This window comes from Rhizobium sp. NLR22b, from assembly GCF_019685295.1.
GTDB lineage: Bacteria > Pseudomonadota > Alphaproteobacteria > Rhizobiales > Rhizobiaceae > Rhizobium.
In genome coordinates this window covers 251,580-270,333 of sequence record NZ_JABDWM010000004.1, presented here as the reverse complement: position 1 = coordinate 270,333, position 18,754 = coordinate 251,580, and the positions used below count along the sequence as shown (strand labels likewise).

At 60.7% G+C, this 18,754-nt stretch carries 18 protein-coding genes and 1 pseudogene; 12 read left to right on the top strand and 7 right to left on the bottom strand.

Features of this window, described 5'->3' with window-relative positions; all coding sequences use genetic code 11:
• Positions 1-101 precede the first annotated feature (101 nt).
• The 4 genes from HJC00_RS09310 to HJC00_RS09295 all read left to right on the top strand — a co-directional run bounded on the left by HJC00_RS09310 (position 102) and on the right by HJC00_RS09295 (position 4,601).
• Complete coding sequence (locus tag HJC00_RS09310) at positions 102-563, top strand: hypothetical protein (protein WP_210632767.1); 462 nt, start codon at positions 102-104, stop codon at positions 561-563.
• 6 nt (positions 564-569) lie between these two features.
• Positions 570-1,262: an ABC transporter ATP-binding protein gene (locus HJC00_RS09305; protein WP_221123906.1), complete on the top strand. Its 693-nt coding sequence runs from the start codon at positions 570-572 to the stop codon at positions 1,260-1,262.
• Positions 1,259-2,527: an FtsX-like permease family protein gene (locus HJC00_RS09300; protein WP_221154836.1), complete on the top strand. Its 1,269-nt coding sequence runs from the start codon at positions 1,259-1,261 to the stop codon at positions 2,525-2,527. The genes HJC00_RS09305 and HJC00_RS09300 overlap by 4 nt, the downstream gene beginning before the upstream one ends.
• Positions 2,528-2,714: 187 nt before the next feature.
• Positions 2,715-4,601 (top strand): MFS transporter, encoded by a 1,887-nt coding sequence (locus HJC00_RS09295; protein ID WP_210632764.1) that lies wholly within the window; start codon positions 2,715-2,717, stop codon positions 4,599-4,601.
• Between the two features lie 39 nt (positions 4,602-4,640).
• Here HJC00_RS09295 and lpxE read toward each other — a convergent pair whose 3' ends face one another.
• The gene (lpxE, locus tag HJC00_RS09290) at positions 4,641-5,393 is read right to left on the bottom strand and encodes a phosphatase PAP2 family protein (protein ID WP_221154834.1); all 753 of its coding nucleotides are present in this window, start codon (positions 5,391-5,393) and stop codon (positions 4,641-4,643) included.
• Between the two features lie 176 nt (positions 5,394-5,569).
• The gene (leuB, locus tag HJC00_RS09285) at positions 5,570-6,682 is read right to left on the bottom strand and encodes a 3-isopropylmalate dehydrogenase (RefSeq protein ID WP_210632762.1); all 1,113 of its coding nucleotides are present in this window, start codon (positions 6,680-6,682) and stop codon (positions 5,570-5,572) included.
• Positions 6,683-6,848: 166 nt separating this feature from the next.
• On the opposite strand from leuB, the gene HJC00_RS09280 reads away from it, so the two are divergent.
• On the top strand, positions 6,849-7,781 hold the full coding sequence (locus HJC00_RS09280; RefSeq protein ID WP_221163884.1) for a pyridoxal-phosphate dependent enzyme: 933 nt from the start codon (positions 6,849-6,851) through the stop codon (positions 7,779-7,781).
• A 102-nt stretch (positions 7,782-7,883) separates the two neighbouring features.
• On the opposite strand, the gene leuD is transcribed toward HJC00_RS09280, so the two are convergent.
• The 3 genes from leuD to HJC00_RS09265 all read right to left on the bottom strand — a co-directional run bounded on the left by leuD (position 7,884) and on the right by HJC00_RS09265 (position 9,489).
• On the bottom strand, positions 7,884-8,492 hold the full coding sequence (gene leuD / locus HJC00_RS09275) for a 3-isopropylmalate dehydratase small subunit (RefSeq protein ID WP_210632760.1): 609 nt from the start codon (positions 8,490-8,492) through the stop codon (positions 7,884-7,886).
• 237 nt (positions 8,493-8,729) lie between these two features.
• Entirely contained in the window at positions 8,730-9,149 is a 420-nt protein-coding gene (locus tag HJC00_RS09270) for a glyoxalase/bleomycin resistance/extradiol dioxygenase family protein (RefSeq protein ID WP_210632759.1), read from the bottom strand.
• Between the two features lie 106 nt (positions 9,150-9,255).
• Positions 9,256-9,489: a hypothetical protein gene (locus tag HJC00_RS09265; protein ID WP_064708240.1), complete on the bottom strand. Its 234-nt coding sequence runs from the start codon at positions 9,487-9,489 to the stop codon at positions 9,256-9,258.
• Positions 9,490-9,602: 113 nt separating this feature from the next.
• Between HJC00_RS09265 and HJC00_RS09260 the strand changes: the two genes are divergently transcribed.
• Together HJC00_RS09260 and HJC00_RS09255 are read left to right on the top strand one after the other, a co-directional pair.
• The gene (locus HJC00_RS09260; RefSeq protein WP_210633052.1) at positions 9,603-10,508 is read left to right on the top strand and encodes a CoA ester lyase; all 906 of its coding nucleotides are present in this window, start codon (positions 9,603-9,605) and stop codon (positions 10,506-10,508) included.
• Positions 10,508-10,714 (top strand): DUF1737 domain-containing protein, encoded by a 207-nt coding sequence (locus HJC00_RS09255; protein ID WP_210632758.1) that lies wholly within the window; start codon positions 10,508-10,510, stop codon positions 10,712-10,714. The genes HJC00_RS09260 and HJC00_RS09255 overlap by 1 nt, the downstream gene beginning before the upstream one ends.
• A gap of 23 nt (positions 10,715-10,737) precedes the next feature.
• Here HJC00_RS09255 and HJC00_RS09250 read toward each other — a convergent pair whose 3' ends face one another.
• Positions 10,738-11,175: a metallopeptidase family protein gene (locus HJC00_RS09250; protein ID WP_210632757.1), complete on the bottom strand. Its 438-nt coding sequence runs from the start codon at positions 11,173-11,175 to the stop codon at positions 10,738-10,740.
• Positions 11,176-11,337: 162 nt separating this feature from the next.
• On the opposite strand from HJC00_RS09250, the gene HJC00_RS32395 reads away from it, so the two are divergent.
• The 5 genes and pseudogenes from HJC00_RS32395 to bfr all read left to right on the top strand — a co-directional run bounded on the left by HJC00_RS32395 (position 11,338) and on the right by bfr (position 18,148).
• The gene (locus tag HJC00_RS32395) at positions 11,338-12,294 is read left to right on the top strand and encodes an ImuA family protein (protein ID WP_259672211.1); all 957 of its coding nucleotides are present in this window, start codon (positions 11,338-11,340) and stop codon (positions 12,292-12,294) included.
• Positions 12,295-12,334: 40 nt separating this feature from the next.
• On the top strand, positions 12,335-13,753 hold the full coding sequence (locus HJC00_RS09245) for a Y-family DNA polymerase (protein ID WP_405048784.1): 1,419 nt from the start codon (positions 12,335-12,337) through the stop codon (positions 13,751-13,753).
• Entirely contained in the window at positions 13,750-17,202 is a 3,453-nt protein-coding gene (locus HJC00_RS09240) for an error-prone DNA polymerase (protein WP_221163882.1), read from the top strand. Before HJC00_RS09245 ends, HJC00_RS09240 begins: the two co-directional genes overlap by 4 nt.
• A 95-nt stretch (positions 17,203-17,297) precedes the next feature.
• Positions 17,298-17,697, top strand: a pseudogene (locus HJC00_RS09235) ((2Fe-2S)-binding protein).
• The gene (bfr, locus tag HJC00_RS09230) at positions 17,663-18,148 is read left to right on the top strand and encodes a bacterioferritin (RefSeq protein WP_210632754.1); all 486 of its coding nucleotides are present in this window, start codon (positions 17,663-17,665) and stop codon (positions 18,146-18,148) included. Before HJC00_RS09235 ends, bfr begins: the two are co-directional and overlap by 35 nt.
• 49 nt (positions 18,149-18,197) lie before the next feature.
• Here the strand turns inward: bfr and HJC00_RS09225 are convergent, their stop codons facing one another.
• A complete protein-coding gene (locus HJC00_RS09225) occupies positions 18,198-18,731 on the bottom strand; it encodes an RNA pyrophosphohydrolase (protein ID WP_210632753.1) in 534 nt (177 codons plus the stop codon).
• Positions 18,732-18,754: the final 23 nt, after the last annotated feature.

Genomic DNA, 18,754 nt, shown 5'->3' with positions numbered 1-18,754 from the left:
AAAAGGACGCTGTAACACTTTGAAGCTAGCATCGTGCTTTCCGAAAATCGTTCCGATTTCGGGCGATGCTAGAGGCCGGGATTTGCTTCCTGGAGATCACCATGGATATATTCCCTTCGCTGCATCTCAGCCGCCGACGGTTGATCGCCGCCGCCATTGCGTTCCCTTTTACGGCGTCTGCTGGTCGCGCTGTCGAGCCATCGCTTTCCTTCGACGAGCTCTACGGCAAGTTCGGCGTGCTGGGCCTCGAATTCTCCGACAAGGTGAAGCGTCTTGCCGGCCAGGACATCAGCATGAAAGGCTTCATGGCGCCGCCACTGAAGGCCGAGGCGCAGTTCTTCGTGCTGACCGAGGTGCCAATGTCGCTCTGCCCCTTCTGCTCCTCGGATGCGGATTGGCCGGATAATATCGTCGTCGTGTATCTCGCGGAGAAGCAGACATTCGTGCAGCCGCGCCAGACGATCGAAGTGCGCGGCACGCTGGAATACGGTTCCTGGACGGATCCGGAAACCGGCTTCGTCAGTCTGTTGCGCATCCGCCAAGCCGAATATTCCGCTGTCTGAACCGATATGCTCGCTCTCGATATCGAAAACCTTGCCATCACCTTTCCAGGCCTGTCCTCGCCGGCGCTGGCAATCGGCCGCCTGTCGATCAAGGCCGGCAGCAGGGTCGCCATCACGGGAGCGTCCGGCTCCGGCAAGAGCACCTTCGTCAACATCATTGCCGGGCTGGAGCGGACACGCCAAGGCCGCATCCGCTGGAACCGCGAGGATATCGCCAGTTTTTCCGAAAGCGGGCGCGACCGGTTCCGCGCTGCCAATATCGGCCTGGTCATGCAGGAGTTCCATCTTTTCCCGGGCCTGTCGGCGCTGGAAAACGTGCTTCTGCCGGCGCGGCTTGCCAGGGCCGCCACAGCTGACGTCATCGAGCGGGCGCATGTGCTTTTGACCACTGTCGGTCTTTCCCGCCCGGGCCAGAAGATCGAAACAATGTCGCGCGGCGAGATGCAGCGCGTGGCGATCGGCCGGGCGCTGTTGCGCAAGCCCGGCGTCATCATCGCCGACGAACCGACCGCGAGCCTCGATGCCGAAAGCGGTGAGGCCGTCGGCGATCTCCTCCTCGATCTTGCCATTGCCGAGGGCAGCACGCTGATCGTCGTTTCGCACGATCAGCGCCTGGCAAGCCGGCTCGACCGGCGCATCACCTTCGGCTCGGGCCGGATCAGCGACGATTCCGCGGCAACGGCGGGAGAGGCTGCATGATCCGCTTCATCCTTTCCGATCTTCGCCGCCTCTGGGCGGGGTCGTTGGTGGTGGTGCTGCTGGTGGCGCTTGCGACGGCGCTCGGCGTCTCCGTTGTCCTGCAGGAGCGAGCGCTTCGCCTCGGCAGCGCCCGCGCCGCCGACAAGTTCGATCTCGTTATCGGCGCCGGCGGCAGCGAGACACAGCTCGTTTTATCCTCCGTCTTCCTGCAGCCCTCGCCCCTGCCGCTGATGCCGGGCGAGGTGCTGGCCAGGCTTGCCGCCGATCCCCGTGTCGACTGGGCGGCACCGATCGGCTTCGGCGACTCGTTCTCCGGCTATCCGATCGTCGGCACGACTGCGACCCTGGCGGACAGGCTGGCGGGCGGCTTTGCCGAGGGGAAGGTTTTCGCCCGCGAGGGAGAGGCGGTGATCGGCTCGGCCGTTAAGCTTTCGCTCGGCGGCGAGATCAAGCCGATGCATGGCCTAGCGGAAGAAGGCGGCGAGACCCACACCGAACTCGTCTACCACGTTGCCGGCCGCCTGCGGCCGACGGGGACAGCCTGGGACCGAGCCATTCTCGTTCCGATCCAGGCCGTCTGGCATATCCATGGCCTTGGGGAGGAGGAACACGAGGAGCCTGGAGACGATCATGAGCCGGCGAGCGCCGATCACGACGCGCATGCGCATCAGGAACATCATGGCGAAATCGACCCGGCTGCCGTGCTCGACGAGAAATGGGCCGCGAATGCTCCCGGCCTTCCCGCCATCCTCGTCAAGCCGAAGACGATCGCCGATGCCTACAAGCTGCGGCAGGACTATCGCAGCGGCAATACCGTCGCCGTCTTCCCCGGCGAGGTGCTGACCAATCTTTATGCCACGCTCGGCGACGCCAAGCAGATCCTCGTCGCGATCGCTTCCGGCGCGCAGGCTCTCGTCGCAGCCTCGCTGGTGTTGGTCACGGTCATCCATATCGGTCAGCGCCGCCGCCAGATCGGCGCATTGAGGGCCTTCGGCGCCCCACGAAGTGCGATCTTCGGCATCGTCTGGTTGGAATTCTTCGCGCTCGTGGCAGTTGGGATCGCGCTCGGATTCGGGCTTGGATTTGCCGCGGCGCTTGGCTTGTCCGGCATGTTCTCGCAAACGAGCGGCATCGCCATGCCCGTCGGCTTCGCCCGCGAAGATGGTGGGCTTGCAGGGGTGTTGCTCGCCTTTTCCGCACTGCTCGCCGCACTGCCGGCGGTGCTCGCCTACCGGCAATCGCCGGCGCAGGCGCTGAGGGCGTGAACAGAGCCAGCAGACGACTTCCCTGCCCGCCAAAAGCGCTGCCATTAGACTAAAGTCATAATCCCAAAGCCTCTCTCTTTGCGGGCCATGTTTTCTGGCACACTCTCGTCAGGCGAGTCGCGGCCGGGGATTTGCTTTGAGGAGAGTAGGTCGCGCGCGTTGCTCATCACTCTGTGGAGGACAGACAATGGCAAATGTCGCAAGCATCGACGGCGCGAAGGCCGGTCCGATGACGGGCGAAGAGAAGAAGGTCATCTTCGCTTCTTCGCTCGGCACCGTTTTCGAATGGTACGATTTCTATCTTTACGGTTCGCTCGCCACCTATATCGGCGCGACCTATTTCACCCAATACCCCGAGGCAACGCGCAATATCTTCACGCTGCTCGCCTTTGCCGCCGGCTTCCTCGTGCGTCCCTTCGGCGCCCTGGTGTTCGGCCGTCTTGGCGATCTCGTCGGCCGCAAATACACCTTCCTGGTGACGATCCTGATCATGGGCATGTCGACTTTCCTCGTCGGTATCCTGCCGGGTGCGGCCACCATCGGCATCGCAGCCCCGATCATTCTCATCGGGTTGCGTCTGCTGCAGGGTCTGGCGCTCGGCGGTGAATATGGCGGCGCGGCAACCTATGTCGCCGAACATGCGCCGAATGGACGGCGCGGCTACTTCACCTCATGGATCCAGACGACGGCGACGCTCGGCCTGTTCCTGTCGCTGATCGTCATCATCCTGGTCCAGTCCCTGATGGGCCCGGTTCAATTCGCAGCCTGGGGCTGGCGCATTCCGTTCCTGGTCTCAGTCGTGCTGCTCGGCATTTCCGTCTGGATCCGTCTGAAGATGAACGAATCGCCTGCGTTCCAGCGCATGAAGGCGGAAGGCAAGGGCTCCAAGGCGCCGCTGACCGAAGCCTTCGGGCAATGGAAGAACGCCAAGATCGCGCTCATCGCCCTTCTCGGCGCCACCATGGGCCAGGCGGTCGTCTGGTATGGCGGCCAGTTCTATGCGCTGTTTTTCCTGCAGAACGTGCTCAAGGTCGATCTGTTCTCGGCCAATGTCATGGTCGCCATTGCGCTCTTCCTCGGCACGCCGTTCTTCGTCATCTTCGGCGGTCTTTCCGACAAGATCGGCCGCAAGCCGATCATCATGGCAGGCCTTCTCATCGCGGCGGTGACCTATAATCCGCTGTTCAAGGCGATGACCTGGACGGCGAACCCCGCACTTGCCGAAGCGCAGGCGTCGATCCGCGCAACGGTCACGGCCGATCCGTCGGATTGCAAATTCCAGTTCAACCCGACGGGCACGTCGAAATTCACCAGTTCCTGCGATGTGGCGACAGCATTCCTGACGAAGAACTCGGTGCCTTATGACGTCGTGCCTGGTCCCGCCGGACAGCCGGCGACGGTGAAGGTCGGTAACGGTACGATTACCAGCTTCGACGTTGTTGCTGCCGGCGACAAGGCGAAGGGCATGACCGCCGCCTTCGAAAAAGGCGTCAACATTGCGCTCCACGATGCCGGCTATCCGCTGAAGCGCGGGGCCGCCAAGGTGCCGGATAGCAAGCTCGATGCCTTCATCGCCGCCAATCCGGAACTGGCGCTCAACGCCGATGCGGTGCGCGCCGGCGACAAGGAAACCGTGCCGGCAGCCAAGCTGGTCGAAGGCAAGCTGCTAACGGCGGACGAGGCCAATGGCGTCACCGACATGGCAGTCTACAACATCGCCAATGGCGGCGCCTTCGCCATGACCGCTGACCCCACCCGGGTCAACTGGATCGGCACGATCGCCATCCTGTTCGTCCTCGTCATCTATGTGACGATGGTCTATGGCCCGATCGCGGCCCTCCTGGTCGAGCTCTTCCCGACCCGCATCCGCTACACCGGCATGTCGCTGCCCTATCATATCGGCAACGGCTGGTTCGGCGGCCTGCTGCCAGCGACGGCTTTCGCGATGAGCGCTGCCGCGGGTGATATCTATTACGGTCTTTGGTATCCGATCGTCTTTGCGGCGATCACGCTGGTGATCGGCCTGATCTTCCTGCCCGAAACGAAGAACAGGGATATCCACGCCATGGATTGAGGCGCTTTGCGCTAAGCATGCAGGCGAAAGGCCCGGCGCTCACAAGCCGCCGGGCTTTTCCATGTCCGGAAACAGGCGTTTGGCGAGAGGCCAGCCATCCGGCGCCAGCTTAAAAAGAAGTCCGCAGCGGGCATAGACGATGGCCGTCAGCAGCGAGAACCAGCCGCCGAATGCAAGGCCGGCGATGACGTCGCTTGGATAATGGGCGCCTACCATGACACGCGTCATGGCAAGCCAGATGGCGCAGGCGATGAAGAGAATGCGGTAGCGCGGAAACAGCAATGCAAAAGCGGCAAAGAAGGCGCCGACCGTCGTCGAATGGCCGGAGGGAAAGCTTTCGAAAGCGGCGTGGCCCGAAAAGGGCGTGAAGGAGAACATGCCGTAATCGTGGAAGTGGTCGGGACGCGCCCTTCCAATCGCCCGTTTCAGGAGATTGGCAAGAAGCCCGGAGAAGACGACAGTTGTGAACAGATAGGCGCCGATCCAGCTGACATAAAGCGCCTGCGCCTTGGAGCGCGCGGTCTTTAAAAGCTTGTAACCCGCCCTGCCCTGAAAGAAGAGCAGAATGCTGATGCAGATCAGCCAGCCAGAATCGCCGAAGCCGGTCAGCAGCTGGCCGAGCTGCTTCACCGCCGCAGGGCGTTCGCTGGCGCCGACCGGGGCATCGAAGAGCAGCATGGAAAGAACCACGGCATTGATGGTGATGAAGAGGCAGGCCTGCCAGCGCAAGGGCGGCATGCCGACGCCGCCGCGGCGCCAGCGCCTATCAAGGGAAGCCCAAAATGCCCGCATCCTGTCGTCCGTTCGATTTTGCCGGGTTAAAATTCGGCGCAAAAATACACGAGATTGTGGCTGAGAATAGTCCGTGTCGGATAATTCGACCGACCCGGTTGCGGCTGCTCGTCCTTACATGAAAAAGCCCTCCGCATGGGTGATGCGAAGGGCTGAACTGTTTCACGTGAAATATATCAGGCAGAAAGCGCCTTGAACTCGGCGAGGATCGCATCGCCCATCTCGACAGTGCCGACCTGCCTTGCGCCATCGGCCATGATGTCGCCGGTGCGAATGCCCTTGTCGAGCACGTTGGCGATCGCCCTTTCCAGGTTGTCGGCTTCCTTCACCAAGTTGAAGGAATAACGCAGGCACATGGCGAAGGAGGCGATCATGGCGATCGGATTGGCGATGCCCTTGCCGGCGATATCCGGGGCCGAGCCGTGCACCGGCTCGTAGAGCGCCTTGCGTTTGCCGGTCTTGCCGTCAGGCGCGCCGAGCGAGGCCGACGGCAGCATGCCGAGGGACCCGGTCAGCATGGCGGCGACGTCGGAGAGCATGTCGCCGAAAAGATTGTCGGTGACGATGACGTCGAACTGCTTGGGCTGACGCACCAACTGCATGCCGCCGGCGTCGGCCAGCATGTGTTCGAGCTGGACGTCGGAATATTTCGCCTTGTGCGTTTCGGTCACGACCTGGTTCCAGAGCACGCCCGACTTCATGACGTTGCGCTTTTCCATGGAGCAGACGCGGTTCTGCCTTGTGCGGGCCATTTCGAAGGCGACGCCGGCGATGCGTTCGATCTCGTAGGTATCGTAGACCTGCGTGTCGATGCCGCGCTTCTGGCCGTTGCCGAGGTCGATGATCTCCTTCGGCTCGCCGAAATAGACGCCGCCTGTCAGCTCGCGGATGATCAGGATGTCGAGGCCTTCGACCAGTTCCGGCTTCAGCGACGAGGCCGAGGCGAGCGCCGGGTAGCAGATAGCAGGGCGCAGGTTTGCGAAGAGTTGCAGATCCTTGCGCAGGCGTAGCAGACCGGCTTCCGGGCGCACGTCGTAAGGCACGCTATCCCACTTCGGCCCGCCGACGGCGCCGAACAAAACGGCATCGGCGGCAAGCGCCTTCTGCATGTCGGCTTCCGAGATCGCCGCGCCATGGGCATCGTAGGCGCAACCGCCGACAAGACCTTCATCGGTGACGAAACCGGCATTCATTGCCTCGTTCATATAGGCGATGATCTTGCGGACCTCGCCCATGGCCTCGGGACCGATGCCGTCACCCGGCAGCAGGAAAAGATTGCGCGCTGTCATGAAACCCTCCTGGAAAAACAAGTTGCGGTTTCTTAGACCCCGGAAATGGGCATTTCAAGCGAGAGAAGCGGTGAATCGGTACGCTTCATTTCCGGTCGCGATGGTTGCTCCTGTGGCCGCAAACGGATTAGAACAGCCGTCACAGTTTCATTTCCTGGAGGTTCCCATGGCTTCAGCACCTCTCCATCTCGACACGCCTCTGGTTCGGACATCCCCTGGCTATAGCGCCAGCGGCAAGCCGCTCTGGCTGAAGCTCGACGCATTACAGCCTTCCGGCAGCTTCAAGCTGCGCGGTGTCGGCCGGCTGTGCCAGCACGAGGTGGAAGATGGTGCCCGCGAGATCTTCTGCGCCTCCGGCGGCAATGCCGGCATTGCTGCGGCTTATGCCGGCCGGGCGCTCGGCGTGCCGGTCACGATCGTCGTGCCGGAGACGACGGCGGCCGATGTGCGGCAGACGATTGCCGCAACCGGCGCCAATGTTCTCGTCCATGGTTCGGCTTTCGATGAAGCCAACGCTCATGCGGTCGAGCTCGCAGAGAGCCGTAAGGCGACCTATGTGCACCCTTTTGACCATCCGCTTCTGTGGGATGGTCATGCCACGCTGATCGACGAGGTGGTGGCGAAGGGCGTGACATTCGATTGTGTCGTCACCAGCGTCGGCGGCGGCGGGCTGCTGGCCGGCATTGTCGAGGGGCTGAAACGGAACGGGCTTTCCGACATTCCCGTCATCGCCGTCGAAACCGAAGGGGCGGCTTCGTTTCATGCCAGCCTCAAGGCCAATGAACGCATCTCGCTTCCCGAGATCACCTCGATTGCAACGTCGCTCGGCGCAAAGCAGGTGGCGCAGCATGTCTTCGAGCTGCCGAAGCAGCACCCGATCGAAAGCGTTGTCGTCAGCGACGCCGATGCCATCGCCGCCTGCCTGAAATTTGCCGATGCGCATCGCATCCTCGTCGAGCCGGCCTGCGGCGCCGCCCTTGCCGTTGCCGATGTGCATGCCGGACTGCTTCAGCGTTTTGACAATCCGCTGATCGAGGTCTGCGGCGGAATCGGCGTGTCGCTGGAAAAACTGAGGGTCTGGAAAGAGAAGTTTTTCTGAGCTGCGCCAGTTACAGCGTCCTTTGCGCGCGTGAGATGCGCGCCGCTATAAAGAAAAAGCCGGGCAAAAGCCCGGCTTAATCGATCGGCAATTGGTCAGAGCTTAAGCGGCCCAGGGGTGCGACGCGACGTTCTTCTTTTCGAACTCGTCGATCGCCTTGCCCTTTTCCAGGGTCAGGCCGATATCGTCGAGGCCGTTCAGCAGGCAGTGGCGCTTGAACTCGTCGAGATCGAACTTGATCGAGCCGCCATCGGGGCCGGTGATCTCGAGGTTCTCGAGGTCGACCGTCAGGATGGCGTTGGAGCCGCGCGAGGCGTCGTCCATCAGCTTGTCGAGGTCTTCCTGGCTGACCTTGATCGGCAGGATGCCGTTCTTGAAGCAGTTGTTGTAGAAAATGTCGGCGAAGCTGGTGGAGATCACACAGCGAATGCCGAAATCGAGCAGCGCCCAGGGAGCGTGCTCGCGCGAGGAACCGCAGCCGAAATTGTCGCCGGCGACAAGGATCTTGGCATCGCGATAGGCTGGCTTGTTCAGCACGAAATCGGGATTTTCGGAGCCGTCTTCATTGTAGCGGGCTTCGGCGAAAAGGCCCTTGCCGAGACCCGTGCGCTTGATGGTCTTCAGATAGTCCTTCGGAATGATCATGTCGGTGTCGATGTTGACGACCGGCAGCGGCGCTGCAACGCCCGTGAGCTTCACGAATTTATCCATGACCCATGCTCCATTTCAGCAAATGTACTTTCCTGGATGTGCATCTAGTCCAGTTTTTTGCCGAAATGAAGGAGAATCTTTCTAAAGCGTACCGCGATCTTTCAGATTCGCTTGCTACGCTTTAGGTCTGGTCTGCCGCATGTCGTTCTCGCAAAACCGCTGCACACTATTGCGCGAACTGCTTTCAAATGGCGGCCACGCGACGTTTCGCGTGACCTGGCGACGGTACGCGTCCGGTTATTTGGCGGGCGCGTTCAAGCCCCAGAGCACGCCGAACGGGTCGCGAAGCTGGCCGTAGCGGTCACCCCAGAACATCAGTTCGACCGGCATGACGACTTCGGCGCCGGCGGCCACCGCACGATCCCACCAGAAATCGATATCGTCGATGACAAGCTGGATGGCAAAGCCTTCATGACCTTTGAAGGGATGGCCGTGTTCGGGATAGGCATCCGCCAGCATCAGGGAGCTGCCATTGATATAGAGATGAATATGCATCGTCCGGCCGCTTTCATCGACCGGTACCCTGTGGGCCTCTTCGGCGCCGAAGGCCTTCTTGTAGAATTCCGCGGCCTTCACCGCGCCGTCGACCGTCAGATAGGGCAGCAGGCCATTCTTCACCGGCGGTAACTTGGCCGGCTTGTTTTCCGTCGTATCCATGCACGTCCTCCATCGTTTTTGAGCGCCGGCAGAATGCCCGGCTGCTTCAAAGACGTATCACGGAAGCATGATGCGACAGTGTCGCCAATTTTTTTGAAAGCAGGCCTCAGAGATCGATGATCGTGCCGCGACCGTCGTTCCAGATGCGCATCTCCGGCTTGCCGTTGTTTGCCTTGGCGCGGACCGGAGCGGGCTTCATCTTCATCGAAAGCGCGCGTCCGACCATGAGCACGGTCAGGATGCCGCCGACAGCAAGCGTCACCGAGAAGGTGAGAAGCAGCATGGCGACAAAGAAGGTGGCGCCGGCCAGCATGAAGAAGATGGAGCGAATGTTCTGCATGGGTTTGAGACCTTTCTACAGAAAGGAATGTGGTCCTTCCTTTTCCTCTCTGCAAGGCAAGCATGGCTTTTTGTTGTCTTGCCGGGCTTTGCGAAGCTTGGCACTAATGGATGATGAACCAAACCAAACCTTTCCGCTCCGCAAGTCTGCGCCGCTCGGTGCTGAGCGTGCCAGCCATCAATCTCCGCGCGCTCGAAAAGAGCCGTTCCCTTGATTGTGATGCGGTTATTTTCGATCTGGAGGATTCCGTCGCGCCCGAGAACAAGGGCCATGCGCGGGAAAATCTGCGTGCTTTTTTTGCCGGACCGCCGCTCGAGGGCAAGGAAAGGATCATTCGCATCAATTCTTTGTCATCCGGATTCGGGGCGGCAGATCTCGATCTGGTCAAGGCGCTGTTGCCCGACGCCGTTCTCCTGCCGAAGGTGGACGCGCCTCGGGATATCACCGACATCGGCGATCTGCTTGCCGATGCGGATGCCCCGGAGGAGTTGCGCATCTGGGCCATGATCGAGACGCCGCGCGGCGTGCTGAATGCCGGAGCGATTGCTGAAGCCGGCTGCATGCTGGGGGCGCGGCTCGATTGCCTGGTCGTCGGCCTCAATGATCTGCGCAAGGAAACCGGCGTCCTGCCGCAGCCGGGGCGAAGCTTTCTCGTGCCTTGGCTGATGCAGGTCATTCTGGCGGTCAAGGCCTATGGGCTTGATGCGCTCGACAGTGTCTTCAACGATTTCCGGGATGACGAAGGTTTCGATGTCGAATGCGGGCAGGGGCGCGCCATGGGTTTTGCCGGCAAGATGCTGATCCATCCCGCGCAGATTGCGGCCGCCAACCGGCATTTCGGCCCGAGCCCCGAGGAGATTGCCGAAGCGCAGGCAATCATATCAGCCTTTGCCGATCCGGCTGCCCAAGGCCTGAACGTCATCAATGCGAACGGGCGGATGATCGAACGGCTGCATCTTGTCCAGGCCGAAGCTCTGGTTCATAAAGCTCGCCTGATTTCTGCAAGAAAGCCCGCCTGATGAAACTCTACCGCTTCCTGACCGGCCCCGACGACGCTTCCTTCTGCCACAAGGTCACCGCCGCCCTCAACAAGGGCTGGTCGCTGGAGGGCCCACCGACCTATGCCTTCAATGCCGCAACCGGCGCGATGCAATGCGGCCAGGCCGTCGTCAAGACTGTCGAAGGCAAGGATTACGATCCGGAGATGAAGCTCTCCGAGCAATAGCGCGTTCTGCCGAACGCACGGTTTCAGCGCTCGGCGGCTTCCTCGGCGCTGGCCTCGATCCGCTCCATATCCTCATCGCTCAGTCCGAAATGGTGGCCGATCTCGTGGATCAGGACGTGAGTGATGATATCGCCGAGCGTCTCGTCGTTTTCTGCCCAATAATCGAGGATGGGGCGACGGTAGAGGCGAATGCGGTTCGGCATTTCGCCGGTTTCCACGGTGAAACGCTCCGAAATTCCCCTGCCTTCGAAAAGGCCGAGCAGGTCGAAAGGCGTTTCCAGCGCCATATCCTCGAAAACGTCGTCATCGGGAAAATCCTCAATCTCGATCGTGAGATTGGTCGTCAGTTGGCGGAATTCATCCGGTAGATGGCTGTAAGCCTCCATGGCCAGCGACTCGAAAGTGCTGATCGTCGGCGCATGGCGGTCCCGCCAATCATCGCTCAGGTCTATGCGGGCCATGAATATTCCTTCCTTTGCGGGCCCATATAGAACCTTTGCCGCCGATTTTCGAGTGCGGAATCAAAGGCAGGAATAAATTCATAGAAAATGGTTGTTGACTCTTCTTCAGCTCTCTGGAATCCATAAGAACATAACAGGAACAATACGGACGGAGTAAACGCCATGGCGCAGAACGCCCTGGCGCGCGAGCGGCTTTTTGCGCTCCGCGAAACCATCGCCAAGCTGGAAGGAAAGCCTGCGCCGGCGCTTGCGGCAGCGGAGCGGGAAGCCCTGGCTTCGGGTGAGAGCGGGCGGCAGGATGCGGAACGGAATGGACGCAGACAGCGCTTGTCGTTTGGGGTGGCATCGCTCGACGAAGCGATGGAGGGCGGGCTGCCGCTCGATGCGATAACGGAAATCCGTTCGGCGCTTTTCCGGGATGCGGGAGCCGCCAGTGGGTTCGCCCTTGCGGCCGCAACGCTGCTGCAGCGGGTGGAGGAGGAGGCGAGCGACTGTTCGCCAATACTCTGGATCGGCGATCCGGTCTCGACGATGGAGGCCGGCCTTCCCTATGCGGTGGGTCTGCAGGATTTCGGCCTGCGGCCTGAGCGTTTCCTGCAGGCTTTGCCGCGCAAGCTCGATGAGGCGCTCTGGCTTGCGGAAACCGCGCTGGAAAGCGGCGCCTTTTCGGTGGTCATCCTGGAGATGAGGGGCAATCCCGCGCATGTCGGTCTGACCGAGAGCCGGCGGCTCGGTCTTCGCGCCAAGGCGGCCGGCCGGCCGCTCTTCCTGCTTCGGCAGGCAGGAGAGGAGGAGGCGAGCAGCGCCGCCTTCCGGCTGCTTGCCGAGCCTGCGCCAGCCGGCATGCGGGCTCTGCCGGGTGGATCGAGACTTGCCGGCAGCATCGGCAATCCGGTTTTTCATCTCAGCCTGGAGAAGAGCCGCAACCCGGCTCCGCTCTCCCTTCTTCTGGAGTGGAACCCTCATGAACGTCAGTTTTTCCCCATCAACGAGCCAAGGCACGCTCTTACTCCAGACGAACGGTCAGCGTATCCTGGCGCTCAGCTTTCCGCACCTTTCGACGGACAGGATCGCCCGCAGAAAATGGGGCCTCTCCTGGCGTTCGAGAGGGCGTCCTGAGGCTGCGCCGATCGTCTGCGCCGGAAAGCACGAAAATGCCATGCGGCTGATGGCGCTGGACGAGGCCGCGGAGGCGCTTGGCCTGAAGAAGGGCCAGGGTGTCGCGGAAGCGCGCGCCATGCATCCGAAACTCGATATCGTCGAGGAGGATCCGGCCGCCGATGCGCGGCTGCTCGAAGCCATCGCCGACTGGTGCGACCGCTATACGCCGTTGGTGGCGATCGACGGACGGGACGGGCTGTTTCTCGACATTAGCGGCTGTGCCCATCTTTTCGGCGGCGAGAGAGCGCTGCTGAAGGATATTCTGCTCAGGCTTTTCCATATGGGGCTCGACGTCCGGGGTTCGATCTCCTCTTCGCCCGGCCTTTCCTCGGCCGTCGCTCGTTTTGGCAATGGCGGCGTCATCGAAGACGAGGAAATGGAGGATATGCTGGCGCCGCTGCCGATCGCCGCGCTTCGGCTGAACGAAGACACCGTGGCATCGCTGAAGAAGCTCGGGCTGAAATATATCGGCGATGTCATGAATGCGCCGCGGGCGCCGTTGACCCGCCGTTTCGGGGCAAGCCTGCTATTGCGGCTCGATCAGGCGCTCGGACATGATGAGGAACCGGTTTCGCCGCGCCTGCCGGTTGCGAGCCTTTCGGCCGAGCGGCGGCTGGCCGAGCCGATCGGCACCGAAGAGGATATTCTCGTCCTTGCCGGCCAGATCGCCGTGTCGCTGAAACCCTCCCTGGAAGCCCGCGGCGCCGGCGGCCGCGTCTTCGAACTCGTGCTGTTTCGGGTCGATGGCCGGGTTTTCCGGATTTCGGTCGGCGCTTCACGGCCGCTCAGGGAGCCGAAGCGGATCGCGGATCTTTTTTCCCAGCGTCTGCAGGCAATTCATGACGATCTCGATGCCGGATATGGTTTCGAGATCCTGCGGCTGAATGTCGTGCGCCATGAGCCCTTCGAAGGAACGCAGGGCGATTTCGACGGCGGGCGGCAAAGAGAGATCTCCCTTGCAGCTTTCATCGACCGCGTCTCGGCTCGCCTTGGCGCAGACTGTCTCCAAAGCTTTCAGCTCCGTGAAAGCCATGTGCCGGAGCGTGCGGTTATCATAACCCCACTCATGGAGAGTTTTCCGGCGCATCGCAGGAGCGAGGGAAGCCGTCTTTCCGCCGCTCGCAGCGAGCGGCCTCTGAGGCTTTTTGCCCGACCGGAACCGGTGGAGGCCTTGCTCGCCGAAGTTCCGGAAGGGCCGCCGCAAAGTTTTCGGTGGCGCCGCATGCAGCATCAGGTTCTGCGCAGCGAAGGCCCGGAACGGCTTGCAATGGAGTGGTGGATCGATGGCGCCGACGCCAAAACGCGTGACTATTTCCGTGTCGAGGACAATGCCGGGCATCGTTTCTGGATTTACCGCGAAGGCCTTTACGGTGAAGAGCCGCCGCCGCGCTGGTTTATGCACGGGATTTTCGCATGAGCGCGGCGCCTGCATTTTTCGAGATCGGCGCCCGCACCAATTTCTCCTTTCTGGAGGGTGCTTCGAAACCTGAGGAAATGGTGGTGCAGGCCGCGGCGCTGAAACTTTCCGGTCTTGGAATCGCCGACCGGAATTCGGTTGCCGGCGTCGTCCGGGCGCATGCGCAGGCGCAGGAGATCGAAGAGAAATTCAGAAGAAGGCACGAGAAGAACCTCGACGGCAGAGAGGAAGAGAAGATTCTCGATCCAATCCGGATTCAGCCGGGCGCCCGTCTCGTTTTTTCAGACGGAACGCCTAATATCCTTGCTTATCCTGAGAACAGGCGAGGGTGGGCGCATCTCTGCCGTTTGCTGAGTGCGGGAAATTTGAGAGCGGAAAAGGGATCCTGCCTGCTTTACGAGGCGGATATCATGGAATGGGGGGACGAGATGATGCTGGCCCTCGTTCCCGGCCAGGCGGCTGCCGTCGAGCCTGTCGCCCAACAGGAATTGGAAGCCTGTCTCGCCCGGTTCCGGAACCGTTTCGGCAAGGCGTTTCACGTGGCGCTGGCGCCTGCCTATGATGGCCGCGACAGGCAGGTTTTCGCGGCACTTTCCGTAATCGCCGCCCGCCACCGCATTGCTGTCATCGCGACCAACCAGCCGCTCTATCACCATACGGATCGCCGACCCCTTTCCGATATCGTCATTTCGATCCGCGAGCATGTTCCGATCGCCGAAGCAGGTTTTCTTCTTGCTCCGAATGCCGAGCGTTATCTCAAGGGCCCACGTGAAATGGCCCGGCTGTTTCGTGATTATCCAGAGGCGATCGCCAATACCGGGACATTCTTCGGCAGGCTTTCGTTTTCGCTCAATGAGCTGAAACACAATTACCCGCCGGAAAACGATCCCGGCGAGACGCCTTATGAAACCCTCGAACGTCTGACGAAAGAGGGCGCTAAGAAGCGCTATCCGGATGGCGTTCCTGCTCAAATCCAGACCCAGATCGACTATGAACTCGATCTCATCCGGGAGAAGAAATACGAGCCTTATTTCCTGACGGTCCACAAGCTCATCCAGCATGCGCGTTATGAATTGAAGATTTTGTGCCAGGGCCGCGGTTCTGCAGCCAACTCGGTCATCTGCTATTGCCTCGAGATCACGGAAGTCGATCCGACCAAAAGCACACTGCTTTTCGACCGCTTCATCTCGATGGATCGCGACGAGCCGCCTGACATCGATGTGGATTTCGAGCATGACCGCCGCGAAGAAGTCATCCAGCACATCTACAGAAAATATACCAAGGAGCATGCCGGGCTGACGGCTGGCGTCACCACCTATCGCACTCGTTCCGCCGGCCGCGAGGTCTCCAAGGCCTTCGGGCTTTCGGAGGACGTCCAGGCGGCGATCAGCAGCCTGGTCTGGGGCTGGTCGGAGGATAATCTGTCGGAGCGGGATGCCAAGGCGGCTGGGCTCGATATTTCGGATCCGGTGACATCAAACGTTCTGCGCTATGCGTCCGAACTCCTCGGATTTCCGCGTCACCTGACCCAGCATGTCGGCGGCTTCGTCATCACCCGGGATCGGCTCGATGAAGTCGTGCCGATCATGAAGACGGCGATGCCGGATCGCTATATGATCGAATGGGACAAGGACGATCTCGACAACGTCAAGATCCTGAAGGTCGATGTTCTGGCTCTCGGAATGCTGACCTGTCTCAGAAAGGCTTTCTCGCTGCTCGAACTGCATTATGACGTGAAGAAAACCCTTGCCGATCTCGGCAACAGGGAACACGGAGACGAGGGCGTACCGGTTTATGACATGATGTGCCGGGCCGACACGCTGGGCGTCTTTCAGATCGAAAGCAGGGCGCAGATGAGCATGCTGCCCCGGCTGAAGCCGCGCCGATTCTATGATCTCGTGATTGAAGTGGCAATCGTCCGCCCGGGGCCGATTCAGGGCAATATGGTCCATCCCTACCTGACGCGGCGGGAGCAGTCGCATTCTCCAGGTTTCAAGATCGACTATCCGAAAGACGAGATGATCCCGATCCTCAAGCGGACGCTCGGCGTGCCACTGTTTCAGGAACAGGCGATGCAGATCGCGATTACGGCGGCGGGCTTCTCGCCTGCCAAGGCCGACCGCCTGCGCCGCTCGATGGCGACCTTCAAGCGGTTGGGAAAGGTCAACGCGTTCAAGGATGATCTGATTAATGGCATGACCCGCAGAGGCTATCCGAGGGACTTTGCCGAACGCTGCTTCAGCCAGATCGAAGGCTTCGGCGAATATGGCTTTCCGGAAAGCCATGCGGCTTCCTTCGCCCTGCTGGTCTATGCCTCGTCCTGGGTCAAGGCCTATTATCCAGACGTCTTTTGCGCTGCCATGCTCAATTCGCAGCCGATGGGCTTTTACGCGCCGGCGCAGCTCGTTCGTGATGCCAGGGAACACGGGGTCGAGGTCCGACCCGTCGACATCAACAGATCCAATTGGGATTGCCATCTCGAGGAGGCGGTATTCGACAGAAATGCCGTCGACAGGCGGCATGCCGATATGCGAGCCCTCATCAAGGCAAAGCGAGCCGTTCGCCTCGGCTTCCGGCAGGTCAAGGGTCTGTCCGAGAAGGCGTTGGAGAGCCTTCTTGCCAACAGGGGCGATGGTTATGGCTCGGTTCGTGATCTCTGGCTGCGGTCCGGCCTCGACAAAGCCGATATCGAAAGGCTGGCGGATGCCGATGCCTTCGGCTCGATCGGCCTGTCGAGGCGTGAGGCGCTTTGGGCTGCAAGGGCGCTGGATACGAAATACGCTCCTGAAAAATTGCCTCTGTTCGATCGGGTGAACCATATCGATCTGCAGGTCGAACCGAAGACCAGCCTGCCTGATATGCCGCCAGGCGAGCAGGTGATCGAGGATTATCGTTATCTGTCATTGTCGCTGAAGGCGCATCCGGTGTCTTTCCTGCGGGAGGAATTCCGAAAGATGGGCATCACGCGCAATGTCGATCTCCTGACGGTGCCGAACGGAAAGAGAGTGACCATCGCCGGTCTGGTGCTGGTGCGCCAGCGCCCGGGTTCGGCCAAGGGTGTAATCTTCATGACGCTGGAGGATGAAACCGGTGTCGCCAACGCTATCGTCTGGAGCAAGATATTCGAAAAATACCGGGCGGTCGTCATGGGTGCCCGGCTCGTGAAAATCCGGGGCAGGCTGCAAAGCCATAGCGGCGTCATCCATACGGTCGTCGAGCATATGGAGGACATGACGCCGGCGCTTGGCATCCTGCAACGCGAGGCCCGACGTTTCGGTGCCTGCGAGCGCGCCGACGAGGTGCTGAGGCCAGGGGTCGATCCACGACAGAGAAGGCTTGCGAATGCGCGGGAAGGGGCGGAATTGGAAAGGGAGGCGGGCGCCGCGGGCCGCCATGCCGGTGTGGTGGAAACCGCCGAGGTCATGCCGCGCGGGCGGAACTTTCATTAGCAGTCGGATCGACCGGATCACCGGCATGCCTCATCGTGTGATCGCCGCACAGTTCCAGTCAATCTGCAACAGGCCGCGCCCATCGCTTCCAATCGATGCCGTCTGATTCGAATTTTTTCTTGACAGCCACCATCTTCTTTAGCAGAAAACACGATAGTCAATGTCATGTTTGGAAATGAAGACGTGCTTGTCTGCAGCTGCAATTACATAACCGACAAGGAAATCCGGGAGGTTATCACCAACCTTCTCGACGACGACTGTTGGCAGCTTATCGTGCCTGCGAAGGTCTACCACGCCATGGAAAAACGCGGCCGTTGCTGCGGCTGCTTCCCCAACGTGGTCGACATTATTATCCAGACGACCGAGGAATATCACGCCCGTCGCCACTCGACGGAGGCCGAGATATTTGATTTCATGTCGCGCTTGAAGCAGTTCCATGAGGAAAACAGGAGAGCGGACATTGAAAGGCGACAAAAAGGTCATCGAGCGGCTTAACGAGGCACTGTTCCTCGAACTCGGGGCGGTCAACCAATACTGGGTCCACTATCGTCTTCTCGAGGATTGGGGCTACACCAAGCTCGCCAAGAAGGAACGCGCCGAATCCATCGAAGAGATGCATCATGCCGACCGGCTCGTCGCCCGCATCATCTTCCTCGAAGGCCATCCCAATCTGCAGACCCTGGCCCCCCTGCGCATCGGCCAGAACGTCAAGGAAGTCCTCGAAGCCGATCTCGCCGGCGAGTACGACGCCCGCACGGCCTACAAGAAGTCGCGCGATATCTGTTATGAAGCCGGCGATTACGTCTCGATGAAGCTGTTCGAAGAGTTGCTGGCCGATGAAGAAGGCCATATCGACTTCCTCGAAACGCAGCTCGATCTGCTCGAAAAAATCGGCGAAAGCAAATACGGCCAGCTCAACGCCGATTCCGCTGACCAAGCCGAATAAGCTCCTACCAGGTGCTCGCCGCGCCCAAAACGGAAGCATCCGGGCATGATCAGTCTTCCGATTGCAACGCCGCCAGATGCTGGAACTCTGCGATCACCTGGTCATAGACGGCGCGTTTGAAAGGAACGATCAGGCCCGGCAGTGCATGCATCGGCTTCCATTCCCAGGCATCGAATTCGGGATCGTGGCCGCCGGGCGGCGGGTTGATAGCGATCTCGCTTTCGTCGCCGTCGAAGCGGAAGGCGAACCAGCGCTGCGTCTGACCGCGGAATTTTCCTTTCAGTCCGATGCCGATCAGCGCCGGCGGCAGATCATAATTGATCCAGTCCCGCGCTTCGGCGAGCAGCGTCACCGTCCTGATGCCGGTTTCTTCATAAAGCTCGCGATAGGCGGCATCCAACGGATTCTCGCCCTTGTCGATGCCCCCCTGGGGCATCTGCCAGAGCTGCGGCGAGCCGTCATATTCGGAATTGCCGTCGGGGATGCGCCGGCCGGCCCAGACCAGGCCATCGCGGTTCAGGATCATCACGCCGACGCATGGGCGATAGGGCAGATCCTCGGCTTTCACGGTCGCCTGGCTCATCTTCTTCTCCGTTGAGGTCATCA

Excerpts from the sequence above, each read along its gene's own strand:
- HJC00_RS09310 (WP_210632767.1), top strand. The coding sequence starts at position 102 with ATGGATATATTCCCTTCGCTGCATCTCAGCCGCCGACGGTTGATCGCC.
- HJC00_RS09305 (WP_221123906.1), top strand. The coding sequence starts at position 570 with ATGCTCGCTCTCGATATCGAAAACCTTGCCATCACCTTTCCAGGCCTG.
- HJC00_RS09300 (WP_221154836.1), top strand. The coding sequence starts at position 1,259 with ATGATCCGCTTCATCCTTTCCGATCTTCGCCGCCTCTGGGCGGGGTCG.
- HJC00_RS09295 (WP_210632764.1), top strand. The coding sequence starts at position 2,715 with ATGGCAAATGTCGCAAGCATCGACGGCGCGAAGGCCGGTCCGATGACG.
- lpxE (WP_221154834.1), bottom strand. The coding sequence starts at position 5,393 with ATGCGGGCATTTTGGGCTTCCCTTGATAGGCGCTGGCGCCGCGGCGGC.
- leuB (WP_210632762.1), bottom strand. The coding sequence starts at position 6,682 with ATGACAGCGCGCAATCTTTTCCTGCTGCCGGGTGACGGCATCGGTCCC.
- HJC00_RS09280 (WP_221163884.1), top strand. The coding sequence starts at position 6,849 with ATGGCTTCAGCACCTCTCCATCTCGACACGCCTCTGGTTCGGACATCC.
- leuD (WP_210632760.1), bottom strand. The coding sequence starts at position 8,492 with ATGGATAAATTCGTGAAGCTCACGGGCGTTGCAGCGCCGCTGCCGGTC.
- HJC00_RS09270 (WP_210632759.1), bottom strand. The coding sequence starts at position 9,149 with ATGGATACGACGGAAAACAAGCCGGCCAAGTTACCGCCGGTGAAGAAT.
- HJC00_RS09265 (WP_064708240.1), bottom strand. The coding sequence starts at position 9,489 with ATGCAGAACATTCGCTCCATCTTCTTCATGCTGGCCGGCGCCACCTTC.
- HJC00_RS09260 (WP_210633052.1), top strand. The coding sequence starts at position 9,603 with ATGAACCAAACCAAACCTTTCCGCTCCGCAAGTCTGCGCCGCTCGGTG.
- HJC00_RS09255 (WP_210632758.1), top strand. The coding sequence starts at position 10,508 with ATGAAACTCTACCGCTTCCTGACCGGCCCCGACGACGCTTCCTTCTGC.
- HJC00_RS09250 (WP_210632757.1), bottom strand. The coding sequence starts at position 11,175 with ATGGCCCGCATAGACCTGAGCGATGATTGGCGGGACCGCCATGCGCCG.
- HJC00_RS32395 (WP_259672211.1), top strand. The coding sequence starts at position 11,338 with ATGGCGCAGAACGCCCTGGCGCGCGAGCGGCTTTTTGCGCTCCGCGAA.
- HJC00_RS09245 (WP_405048784.1), top strand. The coding sequence starts at position 12,335 with ATGCGGCTGATGGCGCTGGACGAGGCCGCGGAGGCGCTTGGCCTGAAG.
- HJC00_RS09240 (WP_221163882.1), top strand. The coding sequence starts at position 13,750 with ATGAGCGCGGCGCCTGCATTTTTCGAGATCGGCGCCCGCACCAATTTC.
- HJC00_RS09225 (WP_210632753.1), bottom strand. The coding sequence starts at position 18,731 with ATGAGCCAGGCGACCGTGAAAGCCGAGGATCTGCCCTATCGCCCATGC.